The following is a 25,762-nucleotide window of genomic DNA, read 5'->3' as shown; positions in this document are numbered from 1 at the left end:
AGTTAAACAACATAATATTAACGCTCTAATTCACTCAATTTAATCAATAGATATTATCACTAAAGAGTCATGTTGTATTAAAAGTTGAGCTATACACCTAATTGGATTCTGCAAAATCACGCATCAACTCTTCTAGCTTTTTCATGGTTATGGGCTTCACCACATAGTTACTAACAATTTCATAGGATTTAGCTCGTAAAACGTCCTCTGGATCGACCGAAGACGATACTATATATATTGTTATTCTTTTCGATGCCGGAATTTTTATAAATTCATCTAAGAATTGCCAACCATCCAAAACTGGCATGTTAAGGTCTAGTAGAATAATATCGGGTAGTTTATTATTAGAAGAAATTATCGACGTAAGCGCATCTAAAGCTTCCTGACCGTTTTTGTATATTAAAAAATTATTACATATTTCAGCCAGTTCCATCACTTTTCTTACTCCATAGATAAAGATATTATCGTCATCGATAATACAAGCTAAATCAATCTTTTTCATATTTCAAATAAATTTTAAACGTTGTTCCTTTATTCACTTGACTCTCTACTTCTATTTTGCCTCCTAAGGCCTCAACCTGATTTTTGGTAATGAACAGGCCTATTCCTCGTGCATCTTTATTTCTATGAAATGTTTTATACATACCGAATAGTTTAGAATGATGTTTATTAAGATCAATTCCAAGACCATTATCTTCAACGACTAAAACTACATAATCCTCTTGCAGAAATGAACTTAGCAGTACATAGCTATCTCTATCTTGCGATCGGTATTTAATGCTATTTGTTATAAAATTTAAAATAATGCTATCCATGTAAGCAGGAATACCAAGAATATTAGTTTCTGGACTCACTAAATTCTCGATTCTAACTGCAGCTTCTTCTGCGATGACTTTTACACTAGAAACTACTTTGTTAATGCTATGTTCGAGATTTATTATTTTTAAATTGTCTTCTACTTTACTACTCATCAAAACTACTTGATTGAGATGATCAATGGTTTCAGACAAATTATTTGATGCTTCTCTAAACAGACTTAGAATCTCATTTTCAGACTGATCTGGATTTTCTTGAAGATAAAGATCTAATAACATGCTAAAGTTTCCTGAATGAGACTTCAAATTATGCGAAACGATATGTGCAAAATTTTTGAGTCTTCTGTTTTGACCATTCGCAACTGCCAACAATGATTTTATTTCCGTTTCTACTTTTTTAATCTCACTTATATTTGCTGCAACTGCCAAATATCCAACTGTTCTATTTTTTTCTTTTATTGCCGTAATCGTTAATTGAACAGGGAATTTAGATCCATCTTTTCGAATATAATTCCATTCTCTGGTATCATGTTTCTTCTTTTTCGCAAACTTAGTAAACACATCAAAACCATCAATTTCTCTATTATATTGTAATGAAAGTTCTTTACCTCTGCGTTGAATTTCTTCCAAAGCATGTAGGGATAACAAGTTTTGTTTGCCTATGACTTCGTTTCGTTTATAACCCAGTAGATTTTCTGCTCCCCTGTTAAAACTCGTTATGAGGCCATCTGTGTTTGTCCCTATTATACTTACCTGGGTACTTGCCTCAAATACGCTTTCTAATTTCGTGAGTGTTCTTTCAAGATGGTTTTGAGCTTGAACCCGCGGAGTAATATCTGTTATCTGGGCGACAAAATACAAAGGATTGTCATTTTCATCTCTTACTATCGAAACTGAAAGTTGAGCATGTACAATATCTCCATTTTTGTGCAAATATCTTTTTTCGATATGACAAAATGATATTTTATTGCTTACCAGATCATCAACATAACCTAAATGAACTTCCAGATCATCAGGATGTGTTATGTCTTGAAACGTAAGTGTCTTAAGTTCATCTGGGGTATATCCCACCATTTTGCACAGCGTATTGTTAACTTCAAGCCATTGACCGCTTAAATCCAAAATAGCCATTCCGGTTGCAGCATTCTCAAAATTCGCTCGAAATTTTTTCTCACTTATTTTTAATTCTATTTCGGCTTCTTTTGTCCTTGTGATGTCTGAGGTAAGCATGATAAGCCCCCCAACCTTGTTATTATCCTTATACCAAGGGTGCAATTCCCATGATATCCACTGCACAGATCCATCGGTTCTTTCAAACCTATCTTCTGCTTTTCTTAAAATATTTCCTTCCAGGCATTTTTGATGATCTTTCTTCCAAGTATCCCCTATTTCCGGGAAAATATCATAATGTGATTTCCCAATAATATCCTCGTCCTTTATTTTATAGTCTACCAACCATTTTTTAGAATGAGAAATATAGCACATATTGGTATCAAGCATAGCAATAGCACTTGGCGCCTGTTCTATAAATACTTTGTGCCTTTGCAAATCTTTCTTTCTCTGTGTAATTTCCTGATGAGATCCTAGCATCCATTCTGGGTCTCCATTTTTGTCGTGACTTACAATTTTACCTCTATCCAAGACCCATACCCAATCACCGTTTTTATGTCGCATTCTGGTCTCGCACTCGTAAAACTCTGTTTTACCTTCAAAATAATCTTGTAAAGCTCTTTCAGATTTTTTTCTATCATCAGGATGCACGCTATTATTCCAAGTGTCAATTGATACAGGATCCAATTCTATCAAAGCATATCCAAGTATTTGTGCCCATCGTTCATTAAATATGATCTGGCCTGTTTGTATATTCCATTCCCAAGTGCCAATACTAGTGCCCTCAATAATATGTTCGTACTTAGAAATCTGTCTTCTTAACTTTATTTCTGTTTTTTTCAATTTGGTAATGTCAGTATGAGCACCAAGCATTCTATAGGGTTTCCCTTTTTTATCTCTGATAACGATACCTCTACAGTGAATCCAAACGGTATGTCCAAGCTTGTGTTGATATCTAACTACCTGGTCATAAGGATAATGGGGATCTTCACAATGTTTATTGAAATTTTCAAGAGCAACAGCCAGATCCTCCTGATTTATAATACTCTGCCACGCCGAAGCTTGGTGTGGCATTTCCTCGGGATCATAACCCAATGTAGTCCAAAACTTTGGGTTCATCCATTCATTCTCTGGCTTTTCTAAATCCCAAAACCATAATCCATCTAAAGCCGATTTTTGAATGAAATCAAAAATCTGTTCCTCTTCTCTAATTAAGGCATAAAGTTCTCTTTTTAGGTAATTTTCTTCATAGACCACTCTTAGTGGAGACATAGCAGATTTTTCGTACATATCTTAATTATTGTAAAGAGGGGTAATTTGGTTAACATAAATTTAAAGATTATAAAGCACTATTATTTATATATATCACTCAAAATATTTATGGTTAAACCGTAAATATTTACAGGATTCAAATATTTCTAGATGAAAAATCCACTATCTAATCTCCAAAAAAATACCATAAACAAAGGGATAACCATTGATTAAAATTTAAAAAAAAACTTTTGTGACGTCACTAAAAAAAAATCAAAATACATCTATGTAAATGAGCAAATAAGTTAAATTAAAGACCTATATGAGCTATTTTTTTACGGAATTCCATATTTTTTTTGAGGTATTCCATAATTATTGGTCCAAATTTTAGCTAATTTTAACTCAATTCGTCTATAATTTAAGCGCTTCATCTACGAAAAACGTCAAGTTTTACTACCTTAGGTAAAAAAATTAATAAAATCAGCCCCTAAATCTTATGAGAAATTTAAATGTTTTATTGTTTCTATTTATCTCTATTTCTTCATATGCCCAACAAAATATTGACGATTTATTGGCTGCGGGTATCAATGACGCTCAACGTTTTGCTTCTGATTATCTTAGACCAGCATCTGAAGGTATGATGTATAGCATAAATCAAGGGTGGTTTAATGATGCCAAAGCAAAAAAATTATTTGGATTTGAGATTTCGTTAGTTGCCAATGCTTCTTTTGTTGGTGATGATAATAAATCTTTTATTCTTGACACATCGCAATATGAGAACCTTCAATTTAGAGATGGTAGTATTGAAAAAGAAGTAGCAACAGCATTTGGTGATATTGATGGTATCATGGTTGTCGTTGAAGGTGAAAGTACTGTCCCTATTATACCAGCTCAAGACGCAGAATTTGAATTACCAACAGGTCTTGGTGGGTCCAATATTAATTTTGTACCATCGGCATTTTTACAAGCAAGTTTCGGATTTTTGAAAGGAACTGAAATAAAGGCCAGATTCTTTCCTAAGGTGAACACCAATGATACCGAAGTTGGTTTTTACGGCCTGGGACTTCAGCATGAATTTACTTCCTGGTTACCTGCAGACAAGGTATTTCCAGTAGCGATCTCCGGACTTATTGCCTATACCCATTTAGATGGAAGTTATGACTTTACAGATACCAATATTGTAGATGGAGAAAATCAACGATTTGAAAACAATACAAACACTTACTTATTTCAAGTTATTGGATCTACTAAACTACCGGTTTTTAATGTATACGGTGGGATAGGATATCTCACAGGGACTTCGACTACTGATTTATTAGGAACATATAGAGTTCGGTCAGGGATTGTGTCTGAAGAACAAATTACAGATCCATTTTCAATAGAGAGCAGAGTATCTGGTATAAGAGGAACATTAGGAGCGAAACTTACTTTGGCTTTTTTTAGAATGAATTTGGATTATACTCTTGCAGAATATGGTGGTTTATCGTTTGCACTTAATTTTGGATTTTAATCCTATTTTGATCTGGTAACAATTACGAAAAAACTAAACTAAAAATCTTTAGCTTAAAAAAAGTTAAAGATTTTTTTATATCAAGTTAAAACTCGTTAAATCACTTGACTTTTCTGGTATTATCATTATATTAAAGTAACCAAATTATACAAAAAAGTACATATAAATACTCATTAAAATGAATTTATCCGAAATAATGTTTTTGAACCAATAAATAAAACTGAGGTATATAGATTGGAAAACAATCGTATTTGATGTTTAATTTAAAAATTTAGGGTTATGAAAAAATTATTTTACGGTATTTTGATTGTAGATATGAAAAAGTTTAAACGCTTAATTAGTAATCTACCCTCTGCCAGCTGGTACGCAATGAGCAGATAAAATGATATAATTAATCACCTTAAAACATCAAATGTGTAATTTGATGTTTTAAGGTGATTTTATTTTTAAAAGAGTTAATCTTCAAATTTTTACAACACCTGTAATTCTTATTATCGTGTTACTTTTGAGTAGGTGTACACAAAAACTATTTTATAATTTAAAATACAATTCTTATGACATTAGAAAATAAAAAAATTGCCATTTTGGCCACAGATGGGTTCGAAAAATCAGAACTTTTTGAACCACTTAAAGCTTTACAAAATGAAAATGCAACAGTTCATATAATTTCTGTTAAAGAAGGAGAAATAAAAAGTTGGGAAGGTGAGAATTGGGATGAATCTATACAAGTTGACAAACTAGTACAAGATGCCAATGAATCAGATTATAACGCATTGGTCCTACCAGGTGGAGTGGCCAATCCTGATCTACTAAGAACTCATGATCATGTATTAGAATTCATTCGAGATTTTTTCAAAAGCGGTAAGCCAGTTGCAGCAATTTGTCATGCACCATGGTTGCTTGTTAGTGCCAAGGTTATCGAAAATAGAAAAGTAACTTCTTATCATAGCATCAAAGATGATATCATCAATGCCGGAGCCAATTGGGTTGATCAAGAAGTTGTTGTGGATAGTGGCTTAATAACCAGTAGAAATCCAGATGATCTCCCTGCTTTTATTGATAAAATAATCGAAGAAGTTAAAGAAGGTAAGCATGACGATCAGGTGGTAAATGCTTAATTTTCCAATAAATATATAAATATTAGATAGTACTAACTTAAAAATTATTACAATGTCCTTAATAAAATTTAACAACGATTTTTTTCCATCAAATTGGGATAATTTTTTTGACAACGACTGGTTTGGTAACCCAGGTAAATTTCAAATGGGTACGAAAGTACCAGCTGTTAACATTTTAGACAATGACGATGAGTATACCGTAGAAATGGCAGCTCCCGGAATGAAAAAAGAAGATTTCAAAATAGACTTGGATAATAATCTTTTGGCTATTTCTGTCGAAAAAAATTATGAAAATACCGAAGAAGATAAAAATGGCAATTATACTCGTAGAGAATTTGGCTACGATTCTTTTAGACGTGTTTTCGCCTTACCAGAAAGTGCAAATGAAGATGAAATAAAAGCTTCTTACAACAATGGGATTCTAAACATAGTAGTACCCAAGAAAGAGGAAGCTAAACCAAAACCTCCTAGAAAAATAGAAATTGCATAGAGAGGGAAGAAACTTTTTGATTTATTTTATTTTTCAAGAAAGCACAAAAAATATGAAGAGAATAGTGATAATACTGTTAGGGATCACGATCCTAAATAGTTGTTCAGAAAAAAATAAAGAAGTAGAAAACGAACCTACTTTGTCTTCTAAAACAGTAGAAGAGCAAGATGCTACTGAAATTGCTAAAACTATGCCAGGAGCACGTTGGAAGGTAAAAAAAGAACTTGATTCTGCGGGTAACGTTATACGATATGATTCAATTTACAGTTGGTCTTATTCTAATCTAGAAGGTGACTCAATCGAAGTTGATATGGATCGTATGCTTCGTTCTTTCTATGATCAGGTGGATAATAATTTTCCGCTATCTATACATCAAAGGATACCCGGAATGTTTGAATGGGATTCTCTTTTCTATAAAAGATTTATGCAAAATGAGAGTTTTAGATCCCGGTGGGAAGAAGATTTTTTTGAAATGCAATCTGCCATAGAACGTATGGATTCTTTACGGTATGAGTTCTATAAAGATTTCGAGAACAAGATTCCCTGATAATAAAAAGTAATATTCTCCATAAATTATGTAAAACCATAGCTTCAACGCTATGGTTTTTATGTTAATGGTTAAAACTTAGGATTGCACACTATTTGTTTTCTGATTGAGTCAACATACCTCGCGATTGTATTAATGCATTAAGAACAATCAGCTTATATTGAATAAAAAAAGTTATGGCCTCTTCAAATATTAGTTATACCTCTATAATCGAGGAATTAAAAAATAAAAAAGTCGGCGAAAGAACCTTAATACTTCCCGACACTTTTTTAGTCAAAGTTGCCAAATTCAGATATAGAACCGGAAATTCATATATCATTCAGCACTTAGATCGAAAGGAGTTATTGCTTATCGATGTAGTACACCAAGATTCTCAGGAAGCCATTCAACAATTAATTCAGGATGGTTTTGATATAGTTGGATTATTATTGACGCACAGCGATCTCATTCATCAAAGTTATACGAATATGAAAAAACTTTCTGAAGATCTGGGAGATGTAGTTATTTATATCCATCCACTAGATTCAGGATCCCAGGGAGGCTTTCTTAAAAACATTCTTGAACCCAACGAGGTTTTTAATAAATTCTCTATATCGATTGATCATTCACCAGGACATACCGGAGGTAGTGTCGTTATACATTCTGAAATCAACAATGGTATGCTCTTTACCGGTGATAGTGCTGTTGGGTCCCCTTATGAGAAGGAAGAATATTATTTTGAACGACCGCCAATAGCAAATCAAAGTCAGGATATAGGACTGGCCCAACACTGGAAAAATTATACTAAACCCTTTAAACACATGCTACCGCTTCATGGTAAGCCACAATTCAACCTTTCCGAAGGTCGACAAAAAGATATTATCATTAATTTAAGTAAATACGAACCTACAAAAACACTATAAGAAATGAAGAATACAATTGCTAACGAAAAAGAAAATACAACGAAGTTTAATATATTGCCTGTTTTGAGTGAAAGATACAGTCCCAGAGTCTTTGCAGACACGCCTATTTCTGAAGTAGAACTTAGGACATTATTTGAAGCTGGAAGATGGGCTCCAAGTTCATACAACAGACAGCCCTGGAGAATCATCTGGGGGATTAAAGGCAGCAAAACCTATGACAGAATTTTTAATTGTTTAAGCGAATTCAATCAGTCATGGGCTGGCAATGCTCCTGTTTTACTTTTAAATGCATTTAAAAAAACTACTGAAGACGGCAGCGAAAATTTTCATGCTTTACATGATTTAGGATTATTTATGGGGAATGTTTCTGCCCAGGCTCAACATCTCGGTATTGCATTACATCAAATGGCAGGAGTCGATTATGACAAAGCAAAAAAAGAATTTAAATTTCCTGATGAATATCATGTTGCGACTGCAGTTGCAGTAGGATATTATGGTGGTTCAATAGAGGATTTACCAGAAGACTTAAGGACTGATGAAAATCCTGAAAATAGAACGCGAAAAATGCAAAGAGAATTTACATTTAACGGGGACTATATGGATGACCTTGGGTTAAATTCTTCAAATCAAGAATCTCTAAAAAATTAAAAACTCATGAAAATAGGAATCATAGGTAGTGGTAATATTGGAGGTAATTTAGGTAAACACTGGGCAAAAGCAGGTCATGAAGTACTTTTTAGCTCACGTCATCCCGAACAATTGAATGATTTGGTTAGAGAATCAGAAGGTAAAGCAACAGCAGTTAGTATTGAAGAAGCTTTTGAAGCTAATGCAGACGTATATCTATTAGCAACTCCGTTTAAAGCTATTGATAAACTATCAGAATTATATGCCGGAGAGTATGGAAATAAAGTCATTATAGATGCCACTAATCCATATCCTGAAAGAGATGGAAAGATGGCACAAGAAGTGAGGGATTCTAACAGGAATGCTTCCGAGTATACGGCTATGAAATTTAACACTGCAAAAACCGCAAAAGCATTTAATACCATTTATGCGGATCACCTAAAAAATCGAGCCTTTCGAGACTCCCAAAAACTGGCTATTCCCTATGCAGCTCAAGATGAAGAAAGTAGGCAAGTAACACAACAACTTATTGAGGATATTGGTTTTGACGCAGTATACGTTGGAGATTTAACCAAAACCAAGATTATGGATCCAGATCAAAAAATCTATGCAAAATCGATGGAAAGAAATGAGCTGGAAAACTTAATCCACAGTTAAAACGCTAAAAAAATATTAATCTAAAAAAAATACAATGAAAACTATAGTAACAATTTTAGTAGTGATGATCACTACTTCGGCATTGGCTCAAAATCCGATGACACAAAATTCAGACAATCTCGAATTAGAACAGGAAGCAAGAGCGTTGACCAAAAAATATAATGACCAACTAGCCTTAAGAGGCAAACAAATGAATTTATTCGAAATAAAAGTTGAAGAATTTCTGATCAATGAGCAAAAAATAAGAAACAGCAATCTGTCAACAGAACAAAAACTGGTAGAGCTTCAGAAAAACTATGACATGGAAAGTGCAGACATGGGTGACATTCTAACACGTCCACAATTAAAACTTTACAAAAAATTAAAACCAGAATATCAACCTATTGAACCGGTGGTGGTAAAAGAAGCAACCGATAAGCAATAATGGATAATTCTCATATTTATTTCATGCAACAGGCTATCGCCTTAGCGAAAAAAGGAAAAATGACCAAAGGTTCCGGTCCATTTGGTGCTGTAATTGTTAAAAATCAACATATTATTGCTAAAGGACACAATGAAGTACATGATAAAAATGATCTTACACAACATGCAGAACTTGCTGTTATACAAGAAGCCTGTAAAGTTTTAGAGAGTAAAGATCTTTCTGAATGTATTCTCTATACCAGTTGCGAACCCTGCATGATGTGTTTGGGGGCAAGCTATTGGGCAGGATTTGAAGCAATTTATTTTGGTGCTTCAGCAGAGGATGCCAAAAAACATGGTTTTATATATTCTAATGTTTTTTATGCCTCTGATAACGAAAAAAGATATCAAGAATTTAATATGCATCAATTGCTTCGCGAAGAAGCCGTTGCTGTTTGGCAACAACAAATATGAGTACTCAAAAATCAACAACAAAAGATATACCTGAAAATGAAACTCAGGAGAATGCGCCAATGTCACATTCAGAAATTCTTAGAGAGCAAGTTTCAGAAGCTTTGGATATCTACAAAAAAACAAATTCGAGCATCCTCATCAGCTCCTTCTCTGCGGGTTTAGAAATAGGTTTCAGCTTTATACTCATTTGTGTAATGACTGCTTTTTTTGCTGATGACACCTCAAGTTCTACCGTTTGGAAAATAAATGCACTGGTGTATCCCGTAGGTTTCATTCTTGTTGTGCTCGGTAAATCTATGCTGTTCACAGAACAAACATCATTGCTCACGCTCCCTGTACTTAATAAAAAATCAAAAATTACAGATTTATTTAGACTTTGGAGTTTAGTGATTGTAGGGAACATTTCCGGAGGTATTATAATTAGCCTTCTAGCCGTTTGGGTAGGACCTAAACTGGGAGTTTTTGGCCTTGACACGGTTATTAGAATATCAGAGCATGTCCTAAAGCCAGATTTACTGGTAATTTTGGTAAGTGCCGTACTTGCTGGATGGCTTATGGGATTACTCTCTTGGCTTTTAACTTCTTCTGACAGTACGATAAGTAGGATTTTGGTTATTTTTATCATTACTGCTGTTATTGGGGCTGTGGGACTTCATCACAGTATCGTTGGAAATATAGAAGTGTTTTCTGGCCTCATAACATCAGATCAAATAACAATTATTGATTATTTATCATTTCAGATAACGGCCATAATAGGTAATGCTATAGGAGGTGTTGTCTTCGTTGCTTTGTTAAAATACAAAGCTTTTGCCTATGATAGTGGTACTATTTAAAATTTTAATAATTTAACAAAAAAAATATAAATATGAAAACAGTATTCGAATACACAAATGTTAGCGGAAGTGAAAGATTAGAAAATCTAGCTACTGAAAAATTAAATCACCTATCTGAAAAATATCCTTTTTTAATACGCGGAGATGTATTTTTCAAAAAAGAAAACAGAAGCGATGATACAGGGCATATTTGTGGGATTCGTTTAAGTGCTCCTGGACCTAGATTATATGCTTCTTCAGACGAAACGAACTTCGAAGAGGCAATTGCTGAAACTATAAGAGATCTTAACGATCAATTAGAGAAGCGAAAAGACAAAATGAAATCGTATTAATAGTTAAAAAGAAAAAATCATGAAAATATTATTTGTATTAACCTCCCACGATAAACTTGGAGACACCGGAGAGAAAACCGGGTTTTGGATAGAAGAATTTGCTGCACCTTATTACTATCTAGCAGATAAAGGTGCAGAAATCACCTTAGCCTCACCAAAGGGAGGACAACCACCAATCGATCCAAGCAGCGATAAACCTGAAAATCAAACTGAAGCCACTCAACGTTTTCATAAAGATCAGGACCTTCAGAAAAAATTAAGTAAAACTTTTAAACTAACAGAAGTAAACGAAAAAGATTATGATGCAGTTTTTTATCCAGGTGGCCATGGACCGTTATGGGATCTTGCAGAAGACAAAGACTCTATAAAGCTGCTTCAGTCATTTTTTGAAAACAATAAACCCACCGGATTAGTATGTCATGCACCTGCGGCATTAAAAAATGTGAAAACAAGTAACGGAGAATATCTAGTGAAAGGTAAAAAAGTTACTGGTTTTACAAACAGCGAAGAAGCTGCTGTAGAATTAACCGATGTAGTACCATTTCTGGTAGAAGATATGCTGAAAGAAAACGGAGGAACTTACAGCAAAGCCGATGACTGGAAAGCCTATTCAGTACAGGATGGAAATTTGGTTACCGGACAAAATCCTGCTTCCTCTGAAGAGGTAGCGAAGAAATTATTTGATATGTTGAAAAACTAATTAAAGCGATAAACAGAAACTACTTTTTCAAAAGTAGAAAAATGAAAAAATGCAGGATGTCAAATTCCTGCATTTTTCAATCACACAAACAAATCAATCAATCTAAGCACTCACTGCTCTATATTTTAAATTATCCTGGAAACTTTTAGGGCTACAACCATATTTTTCTCTAAAAATCTTAGAAAAATAACTTCTGCTGCTAAATCCTACACTATATACTATTTCTGAAATATTAAGATCTGTAGTTTTAATAAGCTCTTCTGCAATCTCTAGTCTAACATTCTTTATATAATCAGTAACTGTTCTTCCAAATAAATGTTTAAATCCTGTTTGTAATTTTGCAGCAGGTATACCGGTTTGATTAGTAAGCATCTCAATAGAATATTGAATATCTGCATTTTCCTTAATATACGTACCGCAATCCTGTATTGTTTTCAGTTCATTTCTAGTCAAGGCATCAAAAATATTGATATTTGTATTGATATCATCTTGATGATGCTGTATCTCCATTGCTAAGATGAGCTGAACCATTCCTTCTATGAACAATTTCTTAATAATCCCTTCTTCTTTTATTTCGTCTAATTTTGATATTTGAGTAGCTATTTTAAGATTGTAAGAACCAAAATATGTAAAAACCCCTTCCCGCAACTTATCCATGAATAGAGAATGTACATTTACAGTAGAAGAAGATAGCGGCTCTAACTGCAGCGGTGCACAAACCGAAATGACACAAATTTTTACATGAGAATCTTTCGCAAAATGAAGACTGGTATTCTTTTGCTTGTGATAAAGAATAGCCGTTTGATATTCATCCAACATATGACTTTGAGCGCTATGCTCAAAACTTATCATACTCTGATCTTTTTGGCTGTATAGAAAGTGAGCAGGATTAAAATCAACACTACATAAATCTATGGTGATATCTGCGTGACAGCGTAAATCAATTTCAAGGAACAATTTGTTTTGTTGCACTTTCATTCCTCTAATATACCCTGTTGCCAAAGAATTATTAACTTGAATTATGTATTCTCCAAAATTTTGAGAGAGATTACCTTGCAGATTGTTTTGGATGGTAGAAAATATATCAGTTATATTCTTTTCTTTTATTTCTGTTAGCAGCATGATGTTGGTTTTAAGTTTATTATTTAAGACTTCTTGTGTGTGTATCTATTGAATTTGCATCAAAGTTTAATTCATTTGATTCTCTTGAAACATAAAAAGAACTTGACGATACTGTTATCGGAATGGGTGACGGTTTTTTAAACACTCTACCTATTCTTGCATATTGATTTAATAACATAGCATTTGACGTTTACATTAATGTGTTTAATTTTTTATCAAATATCTTAAACAAAAAAAGGAAAGGTGTTATATAATTTTTAGATTGTATTATAAAATCTTGCGATTACCGATAAACAGACCATTTCCTGTTAAAAAAGGAGGTTATTTTTAACTTTTTTTATAAAAATTTAAGCATTCTATAGGTAGAAATAGGTAATTAACCACAACATTACCATTTCCCATTTGAGAATAAAGAGTAAGGGTTCTTCTTAAAACTAGCCTCAGACAAGAACAATAAATACTATACCTTGGTAATATTTATATACTTAGAAGAAAGTTATCTCTGTTTAAATTAGAGGTATGGTATTGCCAGTTTAGTTTAAGAACCTCTTTTATTGCTTTTTTTAGCTTTGAAAAGTCACTTGGCTTGTTAATATAAATGTTAGCGCCATTTATAAAAGTTTGTTCTATATCTTTATCTGATGACGATGTAGAATATATAGCAACTGAGAGATCCTTTAGAGTACTAGTGCTTCTAATTTCAGTAAGGCATTGGATTCCGTCTTTAACGGGCATATTTAAATCTAAAAAGACTAAATGTGGCAAAGGTTGTCCAGAAAGGGAAATGTAGTCCATAAATTCCTGACCGTTGCCAAATAAAAGCAAATTGGTATTCATATCCACTTCTTCTATGGCATCCTTAAAAAGCAAACGATCATCCTCATCATCATCTACTAAAACTACTTTTAATGCATCTAAGTTCATATGATTGCGTGCTTATTACTGGTTTAGTTTTTTATTACGTTCTTTAATAATTCGTTGAAAAACTGTTGGCGTTAACCCTGTAGTTTTCTTGAATTGAGCTGATAAATGCGCTACACTACTGTACCCAAGTGTATATGCAACTTCTGTAAGCGTCAGTTGGCCACCCAAAATCAAAGACTTAGCTCTATCGATACGCTTAAGAATTACAAAACTTTCTATAGAAGTATATGTACTTTCAGAAAAAATACTGGACAAGTATGTATAAGAATATTCCAATCTATCAGATAAATAGGTCGAAGTTTTATACTGCTTTTCTATCGATGAATCAGCAATCATTTCCGTAATCGCATCTTTGATTCTCTGTACAATTTCACTTTTATGATCATTAATGATGTTGATACCATAAATAGATAATAATGATGTTAACTCCTTTATGGTTTCAACACTAAGAGGTTCGTTAAACTCTACTTCACCCAATCCATTAACTTTATAATCTACTCCTAGTTTATCTAATTGCTCTTCCAAGGTTTTTTTAAATATTACATTAATATCATATTTTAAATAAAGCTTCATAAAATATTACAACAATAAAGTGATAAGGTAATAAAGTGTCTAATTAGTTTCTAAACAAAGATAAACAAAACAGCGTACCACACACCTATGAAATGATTGAATTGAGGGTATTCTTATCTCAAATGAATATTTCTTTAACAATTTAGGGACAATTTTTTTAGAATTCCATTAGCTTTTAATTAATTCGAAAAAAAATTTCAGTTTTTCCTCGTAATAATTACCATAAGACATATCTATTTATTAGTTTTAGTTCTCTTAAATAAAAAACAATTGGCAAAATCTTTAAGTTTCTTAAATGACTTATTAACGCGATCAAATAATTTAATCTTCTTCCTTATTCCAGAATATGAAGAAAATAGTGTTATCGATTTTAAATTAGATTATGTTACAGAAAACATAGAAACTTTTATTGACGGTAAGAGAAGCGATATTATTAACAAAAAGATGAACTTTCTTTTTCCTGATGTATATGATAATGGAATTTTTGAAATTTTAGTAGCCTGTTTAACCAAAGAGGATTTTGAAATATCTTTTCAACGTGAACTAAATCTCTGCGGTAACAAAATATGGTTTGAATGCAACGCAGCGCGATATGAAGACGGTCTAACAGTCACTTGTAGTGAAATCTCTAAACTCAAGCATACAGAACAGGAGCTAAGAAAATCGAACAGACAATTAGAGTTTCAGAATGCTACTCTTAGAGAAGCTGAAATTATCTCTAAATCTGCTAGTTTTCGATGGAATATCAAAAAGAATACTTGGATATTATCTGAAAATATGCACAAGTTATTTGATCTGAATCCTAAAACCATTCGAGAGTTTAAGAATGGTATATTCGATCTTATGACTCTCGCAGATAGGGATAAGATCAAAGCAGCAATTGATCTTTATCAATATGATGACCATTTGGAAACGCAATTCTTCAAGACAACAAAAAATAACAATAGAAAGTATTTTTCACTATCGGGTAACTTTGTACCTGTAGCTGCAGGACAGATGATGTTAGGTGTAGTAAAAAATATCACAGAGGCTGTAGAAAATGAAAAAAACCTTAGACAAAAAAATGAAGAACTGCTTCATATAAACGCCGAATTAGACTCTTTCAATCATATCGCCAGCCACGATTTACAGGAACCTTTGCGTAAAATTAGAATGTTTATTTCGCGTGTAAACGATTTGGGTCATGAAGACTTATCTGAAAAAGCAAAAACGTATCTTAGTAAAATCGAAACTTCTGCAGATCGCATGCAGAAATTGATCAAACAACTTTTGACATATTCACGAATAGGAAAAGTAGGTGTCACCTTTGAGAAAGTTAACCTCCAAGATGTTTTTAAGTCTACAGTACAAGATCTGGAAGAAACAAAAACAAGTCAATATACCATCAACCAAACTAATGATCTACCTATTATAGAAGGGGTTCCTTTTTTGATTCATCAATTATTTTATAATATCATTACAAATGCTATCAAATATCAACATCCTGACAGGCCGTTGCACCTAGAAATCTCTTCGACACTAATTACTGGAAATAGCAAAATTCCAGATGATAACAGTACAGAAATCGATGAAATGGTCGAATTACAATTTAAAGATAATGGAATCGGCTTTAAGCAAGAATACGTAGACAAAATCTTTGAACTGTTTCAGAGACTACATCAAAAAAATGAATATTCGGGAACAGGCATTGGTCTGGCGATATGTAGAAAAATTGTAGAAACTCATCATGGATCTATTTCGGCTATAGGAATGCTTGATCTGGGGGCTACTTTTATTGTTCAACTACCACTATATCAAAAATTAGCTATTTAAATGCTAAATTTATGTAATGAGGACAGATTTTTATGAATTGTTATACCGTATACGAAGCATAACTAATACCTTTAAATTGGTGAATTGTATTAAATTTAATAAATTAAAAAAATAGTATGGAAAGTCCATCAACCTTATATCCTAAAAAAGTCGATCTCACCAATTGTGATAAAGAACCTATCCATATTATTGATAAAATACAAAATCACGGTTTTCTATTCGCTTTCCATCCAAAATCAAAAACTGTAGCTTATTATAGTGAGAATTGCCTTGATTTGTTTGATACTGATTATTCTAAGTTGCTTTCTGTAACACTTAATGATTTATTACGCGATGATGTTGTAGACCAAATTTTATCCAACCTTGAAAAAGAAAAAACTATAGCTCTTGATGTATCTATAAAAAACAAAAGCTTTACCTTGATGTCACATAATAATGGTGAATATATCATTGTAGAGTTAGAGCCTACCGGGCAAGGAATAGATTCTGTGGTGTATCAGGAACAATTATCGAGAACCATATCAGAACTTAATCTCGCATCAGATGAGTTAACAATGTGTGATACAGCAGCAAAACTCATTAAAGATTTTTTTGGGTATGACCGCGTAATGATTTATCAATTTGATGCCAATTGGAATGGTAAAGTAGTTTCAGAAGTACGAGAACCAGAGCTAGAGAGCTGGTTAGGGCTGCATTACCCAGCTTCGGATATACCACAACAAGCAAGAAAATTATTTTTAAAGCAGGGAGTAAGAATTATTGCAGATATCAATTCAGTACCTAAACATATTCTTAAAGACGCTTCTAATAACAATGCCCTAGATTTATCTCAATCCGAGCTTAGAGCAGTATCACCTATTCATATTGAATATCTTTCAAACATGAATGTTGGTGCCACACTTACAGCAGCTATAGTATTTCAAAACCAGTTATGGGGTTTGGTAGCGTGCCATCATTACAGTCCAAAATTTATCAACTATCATCGCAGAGTTTCTTGTAAATTCATTACCCAGGTGTTTTCAACCCAATTGGGTTTGCGATCGGCGAATTTGTTGCTTCAAAAAACAAATCAATCTAACAAAATTAGATCAAGGCTCATCGAAAAAATGAGCCAGAACTGGGATATTGATACTATTGTTTCTGAAGGAGAAAATTCTATTTTGGACGTTACCGAAGCAACAGGTGCGGCGCTTTGCATAGATCAGCAAATCAAAACTGCTGGTATTACTCCTACAGTTAAAGAAATTGAAAAACTTATTGATTGGACAAGAAAAAAATCAGAATCCGATATTTTTACTACGAATTATTTAAGTGAAAAATATGATGATGGAAAAGAGATTGTTAAAATCGCATCAGGGCTGCTGGCTATATTTATAAATAAATCAAAAAGAGATGCTATTTTGTGGTTTAAACCCGAAATCATCCAAACGGTCAATTGGGGCGGTAACCCACATAAAGCTGTTACCCTGGAGAATGAAAAATTAACACCCCGAAAATCTTTTGCCAAATGGTCTGAAGAGCATACGGGGCATAGCGATCCGTGGCTGGATTATGAAATTGCCGCTGCAAAAGCACTTAAAGAACATATTGCCGAAATCATTATTCAGAAATATGAGGAGATTACTGCTCTCAATGAAAAATTGAAAAATGCATACAACGAACTGGAATCTTTTAGTTATAGTGTTTCGCATGATTTAAGAGCTCCATTACGAGGAATTGACGGATTTGCGCAAATTATTAAAGAAGATTATTATGACAGCTTAGATGACTTTGGCAAACAGGCTATAGGAACTATTATATCTTCAATCGATAAGATGAACCTGTTAATTGATGATATCTTGGCCTTCTCGAGTTTAGGTAAAACTTCGTTGAAAAAAGAAGAGATATCGATACAAAAAATTGTACAGGAAGTATTAGAGTTTTTACAAGTTGATATTATTTACCAAAATGTGCAAATACATATTCAGGATTTACCAGAAAATTATGGGGATCGTGGTATGATTTTTCAGCTACTTAATAACCTTATTGGTAACGCTTTAAAATATTCATCCAAAATAGAACAACCAGAAGTTATCATAGGCTTTGAAAATGGAGCTTATTTTGTTAGAGATAATGGTATAGGCTTTAATGCAAAACATACCGATAAAATTTTTGGAGTTTTTAATCGATTGGTTAACGATGATTATGACGGATCAGGAATCGGGCTAGCTATAGCCAAACGTGTGATAGAGAAGCACAATGGAGATATTTGGGCAAAAAGTAAGCTAAACAAGGGTGCTACTTTTTATTTCACCTTAAACGAAAAAAGCAAGTAAATGATTATTTTTTTTAATAAAAAAGTAAGCGAAAGGAGAATACAACAACAAAGAAAAAATTGTTTTTAATACATTTGAAAAATGAAGAAACCATATGTCCTATCAGTAGAAGATAATCGTTCTGATATTGCTCTAATGGAAAGAGTTTTTGAAAAAGAAATACCCGACTGCGATGTGCAATATATAGAAGACGGTGAATCTGCAATTCAATATTTTGAAACTATGCAATTTTCTGATAATCCGCCAAAATGTATTTTGATGGATATAAAATTACCAAAAATGAATGGCCTCGAGGTACTAGACTATTTGCGCAACAAGAAAAAAGTGAAAAATATCCCTGTTATCATTTTAAGCTCATCTGATCGCCCAGAGGAGATAGTTGAAACCTATGCTTTGGGAGGGAATAGTTATGTAGAGAAACCAAAAACGTACACCGATCTAAAGGAGCAATTGCCAAAAATTATACAGTACTGGACTACATTTAATAAAGCTCCTCTAAAAGTCTTTTAAAATTAGGTCTTTAAAGAAAAACTCATAAATTCACAACCAAGAATGCTAGTAACAACGACATGATTAACCAAAAAAAATCTATTCTGGGTCATTTAAAGAATGAAACGGCAAAACATCATGAAATTGCAGAACAAAAAAACCTGGCAAAATATATTATAGATCATACCATAACCACCGATCAATACAAGGAACTATTACAAAAAAATTATGGTGTATATTTTTCTTTAGAAAATTATTTAAATAAAAACGAGAATCTATTAGATATTGATCTAAGAAAGTTTGTTACTTATGAAAAAAGTGACGCATTAAGAAAAGACCTTCAAACTTTTTCGATCGATTTTAATACCATTACGAACAAGGACATTACATTACCAAAGAATTATGGATCATTAGTAGGGTCTCTATACGTTATCGAAGGTTCTATGCTAGGAGGATTGCTTATCGCAAAACATCTTAAAAAGTGTAACAACTTAGATATCCATACCACCCATCACTTTTTTGGAGGAAATCCAGAATATCACGTTACCCGATGGAAAAATTTTTGTAAAACTATAGAAAACCGATCATATACCCGGGACGAAATTAATACCTCTGTAAATGCAGCTGTAAAAGTATTTGAGAGCTTCTATTAATAAATCTAATCTAAGTTTGGTCGATTATAAAAAGTATCTTAACCTTATTGTGTATGAATATTTTGACTAGTATACTTTTTTTTTCGGCCATATCGTTTATTTTTTATGGGATTAGTTGCTTATTTTCAACTCATATGAAAAACGAGTTTATTCGTTTTGGCTTAGAAAAAAGAAGAATCTTGACAGGAATACTACAGCTGTTAGGAGGTTCAGGGCTTATTGTAGGATATGTATTCAGTCCAATACTTATTATCATATGTTCAGGGGGACTCGCTTTACTTATGCTGCTTGGTTTTGGGGTAAGACTAAAAATCAAAGATCCACTACTGGCTTCGTCACCCGCCCTTTTTTATGCAATCCTTAATGTATATTTATTCTTCCGCTATTTGATACTTTTATAAGTTATTTAGAAATATAGCTTAATGTGACCACTGGCTGCTATTAAGGTGCACATGATTAAAAATAAAAAGGCCGGAAAAGACTTATATAAAGGGTCTTTTATTTTGAAGTGCATCGCTATAGACCCTAATAACAAAAATGCCAATCCAAGAGCTGATGGTTCCTTCAAAACAGGATACCAAATAGCTACTATAAGCAAAATAGCCAATATAACTTTCATGGTACCTACTGCATAACACACCCAAGTGGGTAATCCATAGGCATGAAACTCTTCTATAATCGTAGTTGCATTTCCTCCCCTCCATTTGGTGGCTTTTTTATTCTGTATTAGCCAAACATTTAATATGCTTAATCCGACAATGATTTGCATTGCAATAATAATATAATTCATAATCTTAATTTTAATTATTTCTTAAAGCCTCGATTAGCTCTTCTTTACTCATTTTTGATCGACCTTCAATACCAACTTTTTTGGCTTGGTCGTATAATTCTTCTTTCGTTCGGTCTTCGTAATTTGAAGCCTCCCCTCCTTTTTTACCGCTATTTGAAGTATTTGCAATTCGGGCCGCTTTTTCTTTACTATACCCTTTATCTCGTAACGCTTCGTATTGGTCTTCGTTTTTTACACTCGGTCTATTGTTCTCCATCATTTTCTTCTTTTGTATTTATAGCAATGGTTGTTTTATCTGCTCCAAAAGTTGATTTTTTGGTGTTTTGGCCATCTTTATTATACACATGAACCTCTCTTTGGGGAAAAGGTAGCGAGATACCTTTATCTTCTAACCGTTTCTTGGCATCTTCGACAGTAAAGAAATGAATGCGCCAAAAATCATCGATTGATGCCCAATATCTAAGCGATAAGGTTACCGCACTATCACCAAGGTTTGAAACTACCACTTCTGGCGCCGGGTCTTGAATGACCCCTTCCTGACTATGAATAAGGTCTAAAAGTATATTTTTTGCTTCTTTGATGTTGCTACTATATGAAATCCCTATCTCTAAGTTATCACGGCGTATGGGTTCTGCAGAATAGTTGATGATGTTCTCATTAGACAATTTTCCATTTGGAATAATCGCCAATTGATTTCCGAAGGTGTTGAGTTTGGTTTTGAATATTGAAATTTCTTTTACTGTACCAGAGACTCCCTGAGCTTCAATAAAATCACCAATCTTAAACGGTTTAAAAAACAGAATCAATACTCCTCCTGCAAAGTTAGATAAAGACCCTTGTAAAGCCAATCCAACAGCTAAACCTGCAGCACCCAGAATAGCTACTAACGAAGAAGTTTGCACTCCCAGCTGTGTTATAACTAAAATAACCAACAATATTTTAAGTCCAATATTGATGAGGTCATATAAGAAACTTTCCAGGGTTTCATCATAATCTTTCTTTTTGAAAAATTTACGTAGCCCCCTGCTAAATAAGTTGATTATCCATATCCCTACGAAAAAAACGACAATTGCTGAGAGCACACCTGGCACAAAGTCCCACACCCATTCTAAAAATTGTTCCCAGTTTTCTTTTGTAAGTCCTAATTTTTCCATTCCGTTGATTTATATTATATCAATTTAAGTTATTTTTATTTAATCGAAATACGCCTCAATTTCCTTTTTAATATTTTCCCACTGTTCTTTCTCTCCATTAAAAGCCCTAAGGACTTCTTTGATCTTTGAGATTCCAAAACCCTTTGCTTCCTCAAAACCAATTTTTGGAGGCAAAGACAATTCAGCATTTGTAACTACTGCGTCAATTATAAAAGGCTTAGTTGAATTTTTTGCTGTTTGTATAGCAGCAATAATATCTTTTGCATGTTCAACTTTTATACCGTCACCCCCGCAAAGCTTTGCATATTCAGCAAAATTGAAATTATCTACTCGAAGTGCATCAAAATTGGGAGCCAGACCTGCTTCTTCCATTTCAATTTTTACGAAACCTAATTGTGAATTATTGAAAACAATTATTTTGACAGGAAGGTTGTTTTTAACCGCTGTAGAAAAATCCTGTAAAGACATATTGAATGCACCATCGCCAACCAAAGCCCAGACTTCACGATCTGGAAATTGGAGTTGAGCACCTATGGCTGCCGGTAAACCAACAGCCATTGAACCATGGTTAAAAGATCCTATAATTCTTCTATCTGAGTGAAAATTCATAAAATTTGAAGCCCAAATGGCCGCCGTCCCCGTATCGATAGCAAAAATGGCATCTTTTGAGGCGATATCACTTGTAGCCTTAGCAAATATATGAGGGTGTAATGGCTCCATATCCCGGGCAGGATTTGCCTTGTCGTCATTAGAGCGTTTCCAATCGGTAAACTTTTCTTTTAGCTTTACTAAGAAAGTGTCTTCTTCTTTTTCAGTACATAAAGAATGTAATGCACTAACGGTAGTTTTTATATCCCCATGAAGACCCAAAGTAACAGGAGTACGGTTTCCAATATTTTCTGGGCGAATATCAATCTGGATCGTTTTGGTATTAGACGGCAGAAAGTTAGTATAAGGAAAATCTGTTCCTAGCATTAATAACAAATCACAATCCATTACCGCTTTATATCCAGAAGGATTACCTATAAGCCCTGTAAGTCCTACAACATTTTCTATAGTATGATCAAATATATCTGATGCTCTGAGGGTATGCGTAATCGGTGCGCTTAGTCGTATAGAAAGATCAACGACTTCAGCTTTAGCATCGCGACATCCTGCTCCCGCCAAAATTCCAATTTTTTTTGTATCATTGATTAATTTTGCAGCCTTATTAAGCTCTTTTTTTGAAGGTATTATAGTGCTCTCTGACCGAAAAACGGTATGAACATAATCCCTGTTTTCTGCCTTCATTTTTGCAATGTCGGAAGGTAATTCTATTCTGCAAACGCATTTATTGTTAACTGCTATCCTAATGGCCCTAAGGATTACTCTGGGAGCTTCTTCGGGTGATCTGATGATCGCTTGATAATCGCAGACATCATCATATATTTTTTTTAGGTCTGCCTCTTGGTGGTAGTTTGTTCCCAAATGTTCAACGGGTATCTGTCCTGTAATCGCAATTATTGGTGACCTCTCTTTTTTGGCATTATACATACCATTGATCAAATGTAATGCTCCAGGACCAACAGTACTGGCGCACACTCCAAAATTGCCATTAAGCTCACCTTGTGCAAACGCTGCATAAGACGCATTGCCTTCATGGTTTACTCCCACCCATTGAATTTGATCTTGTTTTCCTATAGCGTCTACCAGAGGATTTAATGCATCTCCGGCTACTCCAAAAATATGCTTAACACCTTCGTTTTGTAGTATTTCTAACAATTGTTCTGAAACATTCATTTATTTTCTCTTTAAATAAGCTCTTAGTCAGTAAAAACAAGTTGCGACTCAAAAGGTTCTGACCATTTAGAAACTAGATTTATGGCAGGAATTAAAGTTGCAAATACTTCAAATTTTCTTGAATACACTGAAGTATTATCCTGCAGGTTACCCAGTTTTAAATTCATAGGTGTTTTAAAGGTAACATTCTCTTTTTTCACCTCGTCTGCTCTAATTAAAACACTTTCCCTACACAAAAAGTCATCTTTTCTTTCATTACTAACTACTCTTTGAATCTTCGTATCGTCCCAGTTTGCGAACAATACCGGTATATCATTTACACCGTGTACATCGTATACAAAAACATGTAGCATGTATTCCATATTACTTGATACATCCAAGGGATGGAACTCTATTTGGGTGTTCACGATAATCATGTTTTTTTTATGATCGCTTACTTCAATATATTCAGGAATTTTATCTAGTGTAACTTCTTTTATTTTTGCCATAATAGTGTTGGTTTTATATTAAAATGGGATTGAAAACAATATTCAACCCCATTTTACATCAATCAATCAAAAAATCATTTTATACTACATGTATCAACCGGCCAAAAGTTTATTATTATTCGTATTTAGTAAAAGTATTTTAGTTTTTCAGTAAACAGTATCACGATCCGCAGAATTATTGATGCAAATGATAAAAACATCTCTTCTACTACAAAATTTGATCAGGAAATACAAAAAATCATTTAATTTGAATTTCTATGTAAGCATCTGGGTGGTTTCATAATATTCATCACCTGTTTGGCCAATCAATACGTAACAGCTATAAGAATTCAAAAAATATTCCTGATGCTACAACCACTGCTATAAGTATGATCAATACTAAAATTACAAACTTTGCTCCAAATTTGGTTTTGGTATTTTTCTGAAATATAAAATCTTTTCTTTTTTCGTCTTCCTCTTTTACAAATTTCATTTTTAACAAATTAAATTTAACTTTTCTACTTTATGTAAACCGTCTTTTTGTTCACAAATTCTAAAATTCCTTCTCTGGAAAGTTCTCTGCCATATCCTGATGCTTTCGTACCTCCAAATGGAAGTCTCGGGTCTGATTTTACCATTTCATTAATAAAAAAAGCTCCATCTTCTATGCTATCAATTTGCTTTCTGGCTTCATCGATGTCTTCTGTAAATAGCATGGTACCAAGTCCAAAAGAAGATTCTGAGGCCAGTTTGAAAGCATGATGCCTGTCTTTTGCTTTAATTATGGCTGCAACAGGACCAAAAACCTCTTCGTCAAAAGCTGGCATTCCCGGTTGGACGTCTACCAAAATGGTTGGTTCAAAAAATGCTTTATCTCTTTTGTTACCAACAAAAACCTTTGCTCCTTTTTGTATAGATTCATCAACCTGACGCTGTACCTCTTCTGCAAGATCTACTCTGGCTAGGGTGCCTATTTCGGTTTTTGGATCCAAGGGCGCTCCAAATTTTATATTGGATACTTCTTCTTTAAATTTTTCTAAGAATTCGTCATAAATTTCTTCAACGACTATAAATCTTTTAGCAGCAATACAGCTTTGTCCAGAATTCTGCATTCTGGCTTTTACAATAGTTTCGATATATTTATCGAGATTGGCATCTTCCAGAATAATACAGGCATTATTTCCCCCGAGTTCTAATACAGTTTTCTTAAGATTCTTACCTGCTATTTCTGCAACCGCCCGGCCGGCTTTTTCACTTCCCGTGAGACTTACTGCTTTTATAATATCATTTTCTATGATAGTTTCAATTTGATCATGGCTTACCAACAGTGTTTGAAAACAACCTATAGGATACCCAGCTGCTTCAAAAAGATTTTGAATAGCCAAACCACATCCCGTTACATTATTAGCATGCTTCAATATTGCTGTATTTCCTGCTGTTAAGGTTGGAACTGCGAAGCGCATTACTTGCCAGAAAGGATAATTCCAAGGCATTATAGCCAATATACAACCTAATGGATCATAACTAATAAAACTTTCCTGAGCTTCTGTATCAATAAGTTCGTCTGCCAGAAATTCATCTGCATTTTTTTCGTAAAAATCGATGAGCCATATACATTTTTCTATCTCAGCAATACTTTCTGTGTAAGGCTTACCCATTTCGTGGGTAATAAGATTAGCGTATTCTTCTTTGTTTTGATCTAGTATCTCGGCTAGTTTTTGAAGAAGTTCAGTTCGATGATTTAACGATGTTTTTTTCCAGTTCATAAACACTTCTTCAGCTTTTTCTAAAGAAGCGATTATAATTTCATCTGTAGATAAAGCATACTCCTGCAAAATCTCTCCTGTAAAAGGATAATTAGTGGTAATTTTATCTGACATGGTATGATTTTTTAATTTAAGAATCAAAGGTATATT

At 33.6% G+C, this 25,762-nt stretch carries 29 protein-coding genes; 17 read left to right on the top strand and 12 right to left on the bottom strand.

The features are described 5' to 3' along the window. Nucleotides 1-97: 97 nt before the first annotated feature. Entirely contained in the window at nt 98-502 is a 405-nt protein-coding gene (locus ACFSJT_RS15000; protein ID WP_378321119.1) for a response regulator, read from the bottom strand. Next, nucleotides 489-3,215 (bottom strand): PAS domain S-box protein, encoded by a 2,727-nt coding sequence (locus ACFSJT_RS14995; protein WP_378321118.1) that lies wholly within the window; start codon nt 3,213-3,215, stop codon nt 489-491. The genes ACFSJT_RS15000 and ACFSJT_RS14995 overlap by 14 nt, the downstream gene beginning before the upstream one ends. Before the next feature lie 457 nt (nt 3,216-3,672). On the opposite strand from ACFSJT_RS14995, the gene ACFSJT_RS14990 reads away from it, so the two are divergent. From ACFSJT_RS14990 to ACFSJT_RS14935, 12 genes are all read left to right on the top strand, one after another. Next, nucleotides 3,673-4,686 carry a DUF6588 family protein gene (locus tag ACFSJT_RS14990; protein WP_378321117.1) on the top strand — a complete coding sequence of 338 codons (1,014 nt, stop codon included), beginning with the start codon at nt 3,673-3,675 and terminating at the stop codon, nt 4,684-4,686. Nucleotides 4,687-5,240: 554 nt separating this feature from the next. Next, nucleotides 5,241-5,804, top strand: coding sequence for a type 1 glutamine amidotransferase domain-containing protein (locus tag ACFSJT_RS14985; RefSeq protein ID WP_378321116.1), 564 nt, complete (start codon nt 5,241-5,243; stop codon nt 5,802-5,804). Between the two features lie 52 nt (nt 5,805-5,856). Next, nucleotides 5,857-6,294 carry an Hsp20/alpha crystallin family protein gene (locus ACFSJT_RS14980; protein WP_378321115.1) on the top strand — a complete coding sequence of 146 codons (438 nt, stop codon included), beginning with the start codon at nt 5,857-5,859 and terminating at the stop codon, nt 6,292-6,294. Between the two features lie 52 nt (nt 6,295-6,346). Beyond that, complete coding sequence (locus ACFSJT_RS14975; protein ID WP_378321114.1) at nt 6,347-6,841, top strand: hypothetical protein; 495 nt, start codon at nt 6,347-6,349, stop codon at nt 6,839-6,841. A gap of 176 nt (nt 6,842-7,017) precedes the next feature. After that, the gene (locus ACFSJT_RS14970) at nt 7,018-7,743 is read left to right on the top strand and encodes an MBL fold metallo-hydrolase (protein ID WP_378321113.1); all 726 of its coding nucleotides are present in this window, start codon (nt 7,018-7,020) and stop codon (nt 7,741-7,743) included. Nucleotides 7,744-7,746: 3 nt separating this feature from the next. Further along, on the top strand, nt 7,747-8,391 hold the full coding sequence (locus ACFSJT_RS14965) for a nitroreductase family protein (RefSeq protein ID WP_378321112.1): 645 nt from the start codon (nt 7,747-7,749) through the stop codon (nt 8,389-8,391). Between the two features lie 6 nt (nt 8,392-8,397). Then, complete coding sequence (locus ACFSJT_RS14960) at nt 8,398-9,027, top strand: NADPH-dependent F420 reductase (RefSeq protein ID WP_378321111.1); 630 nt, start codon at nt 8,398-8,400, stop codon at nt 9,025-9,027. 34 nt (nt 9,028-9,061) lie between these two features. Then, nucleotides 9,062-9,451: a hypothetical protein gene (locus tag ACFSJT_RS14955; RefSeq protein WP_378321110.1), complete on the top strand. Its 390-nt coding sequence runs from the start codon at nt 9,062-9,064 to the stop codon at nt 9,449-9,451. Then, a complete protein-coding gene (locus ACFSJT_RS14950; RefSeq protein WP_378321109.1) occupies nt 9,451-9,903 on the top strand; it encodes a nucleoside deaminase in 453 nt (150 codons plus the stop codon). Before ACFSJT_RS14955 ends, ACFSJT_RS14950 begins: the two co-directional genes overlap by 1 nt. Further along, nucleotides 9,900-10,736, top strand: a complete 837-nt coding sequence (locus tag ACFSJT_RS14945; RefSeq protein ID WP_378321108.1) for a formate/nitrite transporter family protein — start codon at nt 9,900-9,902, stop codon at nt 10,734-10,736. The genes ACFSJT_RS14950 and ACFSJT_RS14945 overlap by 4 nt, the downstream gene beginning before the upstream one ends. Before the next feature lie 32 nt (nt 10,737-10,768). Further along, nucleotides 10,769-11,068 carry an HPF/RaiA family ribosome-associated protein gene (locus tag ACFSJT_RS14940; RefSeq protein WP_378321107.1) on the top strand — a complete coding sequence of 100 codons (300 nt, stop codon included), beginning with the start codon at nt 10,769-10,771 and terminating at the stop codon, nt 11,066-11,068. Between the two features lie 19 nt (nt 11,069-11,087). After that, the gene (locus tag ACFSJT_RS14935) at nt 11,088-11,768 is read left to right on the top strand and encodes a type 1 glutamine amidotransferase domain-containing protein (protein WP_378321106.1); all 681 of its coding nucleotides are present in this window, start codon (nt 11,088-11,090) and stop codon (nt 11,766-11,768) included. A gap of 102 nt (nt 11,769-11,870) precedes the next feature. Here ACFSJT_RS14935 and ACFSJT_RS14930 read toward each other — a convergent pair whose 3' ends face one another. The 3 genes from ACFSJT_RS14930 to ACFSJT_RS14920 all read right to left on the bottom strand — a co-directional run bounded on the left by ACFSJT_RS14930 (nt 11,871) and on the right by ACFSJT_RS14920 (nt 14,387). Further along, on the bottom strand, nt 11,871-12,890 hold the full coding sequence (locus ACFSJT_RS14930; RefSeq protein ID WP_378321105.1) for an AraC family transcriptional regulator: 1,020 nt from the start codon (nt 12,888-12,890) through the stop codon (nt 11,871-11,873). Between the two features lie 477 nt (nt 12,891-13,367). Next, nucleotides 13,368-13,814, bottom strand: a complete 447-nt coding sequence (locus tag ACFSJT_RS14925; protein ID WP_378321104.1) for a response regulator — start codon at nt 13,812-13,814, stop codon at nt 13,368-13,370. 15 nt (nt 13,815-13,829) lie between these two features. Beyond that, complete coding sequence (locus ACFSJT_RS14920) at nt 13,830-14,387, bottom strand: helix-turn-helix domain-containing protein (RefSeq protein ID WP_378321103.1); 558 nt, start codon at nt 14,385-14,387, stop codon at nt 13,830-13,832. Nucleotides 14,388-14,657: 270 nt separating this feature from the next. Here ACFSJT_RS14920 and ACFSJT_RS14915 point away from each other — a divergent pair, with 270 nt between their 5' ends. The 5 genes from ACFSJT_RS14915 to ACFSJT_RS14895 all read left to right on the top strand — a co-directional run bounded on the left by ACFSJT_RS14915 (nt 14,658) and on the right by ACFSJT_RS14895 (nt 20,057). Next, nucleotides 14,658-16,199: a sensor histidine kinase gene (locus ACFSJT_RS14915; RefSeq protein WP_378321102.1), complete on the top strand. Its 1,542-nt coding sequence runs from the start codon at nt 14,658-14,660 to the stop codon at nt 16,197-16,199. Nucleotides 16,200-16,315: 116 nt separating this feature from the next. Further along, the gene (locus tag ACFSJT_RS14910; RefSeq protein WP_378321101.1) at nt 16,316-18,514 is read left to right on the top strand and encodes an ATP-binding protein; all 2,199 of its coding nucleotides are present in this window, start codon (nt 16,316-16,318) and stop codon (nt 18,512-18,514) included. 81 nt (nt 18,515-18,595) lie between these two features. Then, nucleotides 18,596-19,024, top strand: coding sequence for a response regulator (locus ACFSJT_RS14905; RefSeq protein ID WP_378321100.1), 429 nt, complete (start codon nt 18,596-18,598; stop codon nt 19,022-19,024). 59 nt (nt 19,025-19,083) lie between these two features. Next, the gene (locus ACFSJT_RS14900) at nt 19,084-19,656 is read left to right on the top strand and encodes a biliverdin-producing heme oxygenase (protein ID WP_378321099.1); all 573 of its coding nucleotides are present in this window, start codon (nt 19,084-19,086) and stop codon (nt 19,654-19,656) included. A 134-nt stretch (nt 19,657-19,790) separates the two neighbouring features. After that, entirely contained in the window at nt 19,791-20,057 is a 267-nt protein-coding gene (locus ACFSJT_RS14895; protein ID WP_378321098.1) for a hypothetical protein, read from the top strand. A gap of 5 nt (nt 20,058-20,062) precedes the next feature. Here ACFSJT_RS14895 and ACFSJT_RS14890 read toward each other — a convergent pair whose 3' ends face one another. The 7 genes from ACFSJT_RS14890 to ACFSJT_RS14860 form a co-directional block, all read right to left on the bottom strand. Next, nucleotides 20,063-20,446 carry a DoxX family protein gene (locus tag ACFSJT_RS14890; protein WP_378321097.1) on the bottom strand — a complete coding sequence of 128 codons (384 nt, stop codon included), beginning with the start codon at nt 20,444-20,446 and terminating at the stop codon, nt 20,063-20,065. Nucleotides 20,447-20,456: 10 nt separating this feature from the next. Next, nucleotides 20,457-20,705, bottom strand: coding sequence for a DUF7218 family protein (locus ACFSJT_RS14885; protein ID WP_378321096.1), 249 nt, complete (start codon nt 20,703-20,705; stop codon nt 20,457-20,459). Beyond that, entirely contained in the window at nt 20,689-21,600 is a 912-nt protein-coding gene (locus ACFSJT_RS14880) for a mechanosensitive ion channel family protein (protein WP_378321095.1), read from the bottom strand. Before ACFSJT_RS14880 ends, ACFSJT_RS14885 begins: the two co-directional genes overlap by 17 nt. A 39-nt stretch (nt 21,601-21,639) precedes the next feature. Then, the gene (locus ACFSJT_RS14875; RefSeq protein ID WP_378321094.1) at nt 21,640-23,379 is read right to left on the bottom strand and encodes a thiamine pyrophosphate-dependent enzyme; all 1,740 of its coding nucleotides are present in this window, start codon (nt 23,377-23,379) and stop codon (nt 21,640-21,642) included. A gap of 23 nt (nt 23,380-23,402) precedes the next feature. Further along, on the bottom strand, nt 23,403-23,867 hold the full coding sequence (locus ACFSJT_RS14870; RefSeq protein WP_378321093.1) for a hypothetical protein: 465 nt from the start codon (nt 23,865-23,867) through the stop codon (nt 23,403-23,405). A gap of 319 nt (nt 23,868-24,186) precedes the next feature. After that, on the bottom strand, nt 24,187-24,339 hold the full coding sequence (locus ACFSJT_RS14865) for a hypothetical protein (RefSeq protein WP_378321092.1): 153 nt from the start codon (nt 24,337-24,339) through the stop codon (nt 24,187-24,189). Nucleotides 24,340-24,364: 25 nt separating this feature from the next. Continuing rightward, the gene (locus ACFSJT_RS14860; RefSeq protein WP_378321091.1) at nt 24,365-25,726 is read right to left on the bottom strand and encodes an NAD-dependent succinate-semialdehyde dehydrogenase; all 1,362 of its coding nucleotides are present in this window, start codon (nt 25,724-25,726) and stop codon (nt 24,365-24,367) included. Nucleotides 25,727-25,762: the final 36 nt, after the last annotated feature.

The organism is Aquimarina celericrescens, from assembly GCF_042682765.1.
GTDB lineage: Bacteria > Bacteroidota > Bacteroidia > Flavobacteriales > Flavobacteriaceae > Aquimarina > Aquimarina celericrescens.
The sequence above is the reverse complement of the archived record's forward strand: the minus strand, read 5'-3'. Positions and strand labels throughout refer to the sequence as shown.

Bases quoted from the DNA above. Each gene is read 5' to 3' on its own strand.
- ACFSJT_RS15000 (WP_378321119.1), bottom strand. From the start codon at position 502: ATGAAAAAGATTGATTTAGCTTGTATTATCGATGACGATAATATCTTT.
- ACFSJT_RS14995 (WP_378321118.1), bottom strand. From the start codon at position 3,215: ATGTACGAAAAATCTGCTATGTCTCCACTAAGAGTGGTCTATGAAGAA.
- ACFSJT_RS14990 (WP_378321117.1), top strand. From the start codon at position 3,673: ATGAGAAATTTAAATGTTTTATTGTTTCTATTTATCTCTATTTCTTCA.
- ACFSJT_RS14985 (WP_378321116.1), top strand. From the start codon at position 5,241: ATGACATTAGAAAATAAAAAAATTGCCATTTTGGCCACAGATGGGTTC.
- ACFSJT_RS14980 (WP_378321115.1), top strand. From the start codon at position 5,857: ATGTCCTTAATAAAATTTAACAACGATTTTTTTCCATCAAATTGGGAT.
- ACFSJT_RS14975 (WP_378321114.1), top strand. From the start codon at position 6,347: ATGAAGAGAATAGTGATAATACTGTTAGGGATCACGATCCTAAATAGT.
- ACFSJT_RS14970 (WP_378321113.1), top strand. From the start codon at position 7,018: ATGGCCTCTTCAAATATTAGTTATACCTCTATAATCGAGGAATTAAAA.
- ACFSJT_RS14965 (WP_378321112.1), top strand. From the start codon at position 7,747: ATGAAGAATACAATTGCTAACGAAAAAGAAAATACAACGAAGTTTAAT.
- ACFSJT_RS14960 (WP_378321111.1), top strand. From the start codon at position 8,398: ATGAAAATAGGAATCATAGGTAGTGGTAATATTGGAGGTAATTTAGGT.
- ACFSJT_RS14955 (WP_378321110.1), top strand. From the start codon at position 9,062: ATGAAAACTATAGTAACAATTTTAGTAGTGATGATCACTACTTCGGCA.
- ACFSJT_RS14950 (WP_378321109.1), top strand. From the start codon at position 9,451: ATGGATAATTCTCATATTTATTTCATGCAACAGGCTATCGCCTTAGCG.
- ACFSJT_RS14945 (WP_378321108.1), top strand. From the start codon at position 9,900: ATGAGTACTCAAAAATCAACAACAAAAGATATACCTGAAAATGAAACT.
- ACFSJT_RS14940 (WP_378321107.1), top strand. From the start codon at position 10,769: ATGAAAACAGTATTCGAATACACAAATGTTAGCGGAAGTGAAAGATTA.
- ACFSJT_RS14935 (WP_378321106.1), top strand. From the start codon at position 11,088: ATGAAAATATTATTTGTATTAACCTCCCACGATAAACTTGGAGACACC.
- ACFSJT_RS14930 (WP_378321105.1), bottom strand. From the start codon at position 12,890: ATGCTGCTAACAGAAATAAAAGAAAAGAATATAACTGATATATTTTCT.
- ACFSJT_RS14925 (WP_378321104.1), bottom strand. From the start codon at position 13,814: ATGAACTTAGATGCATTAAAAGTAGTTTTAGTAGATGATGATGAGGAT.
- ACFSJT_RS14920 (WP_378321103.1), bottom strand. From the start codon at position 14,387: ATGAAGCTTTATTTAAAATATGATATTAATGTAATATTTAAAAAAACC.
- ACFSJT_RS14910 (WP_378321101.1), top strand. From the start codon at position 16,316: ATGGAAAGTCCATCAACCTTATATCCTAAAAAAGTCGATCTCACCAAT.
- ACFSJT_RS14905 (WP_378321100.1), top strand. From the start codon at position 18,596: ATGAAGAAACCATATGTCCTATCAGTAGAAGATAATCGTTCTGATATT.
- ACFSJT_RS14900 (WP_378321099.1), top strand. From the start codon at position 19,084: ATGATTAACCAAAAAAAATCTATTCTGGGTCATTTAAAGAATGAAACG.
- ACFSJT_RS14895 (WP_378321098.1), top strand. From the start codon at position 19,791: ATGAAAAACGAGTTTATTCGTTTTGGCTTAGAAAAAAGAAGAATCTTG.
- ACFSJT_RS14890 (WP_378321097.1), bottom strand. From the start codon at position 20,446: ATGAATTATATTATTATTGCAATGCAAATCATTGTCGGATTAAGCATA.
- ACFSJT_RS14885 (WP_378321096.1), bottom strand. From the start codon at position 20,705: ATGATGGAGAACAATAGACCGAGTGTAAAAAACGAAGACCAATACGAA.
- ACFSJT_RS14880 (WP_378321095.1), bottom strand. From the start codon at position 21,600: ATGGAAAAATTAGGACTTACAAAAGAAAACTGGGAACAATTTTTAGAA.
- ACFSJT_RS14875 (WP_378321094.1), bottom strand. From the start codon at position 23,379: ATGAATGTTTCAGAACAATTGTTAGAAATACTACAAAACGAAGGTGTT.
- ACFSJT_RS14870 (WP_378321093.1), bottom strand. From the start codon at position 23,867: ATGGCAAAAATAAAAGAAGTTACACTAGATAAAATTCCTGAATATATT.
- ACFSJT_RS14865 (WP_378321092.1), bottom strand. From the start codon at position 24,339: ATGAAATTTGTAAAAGAGGAAGACGAAAAAAGAAAAGATTTTATATTT.
- ACFSJT_RS14860 (WP_378321091.1), bottom strand. From the start codon at position 25,726: ATGTCAGATAAAATTACCACTAATTATCCTTTTACAGGAGAGATTTTG.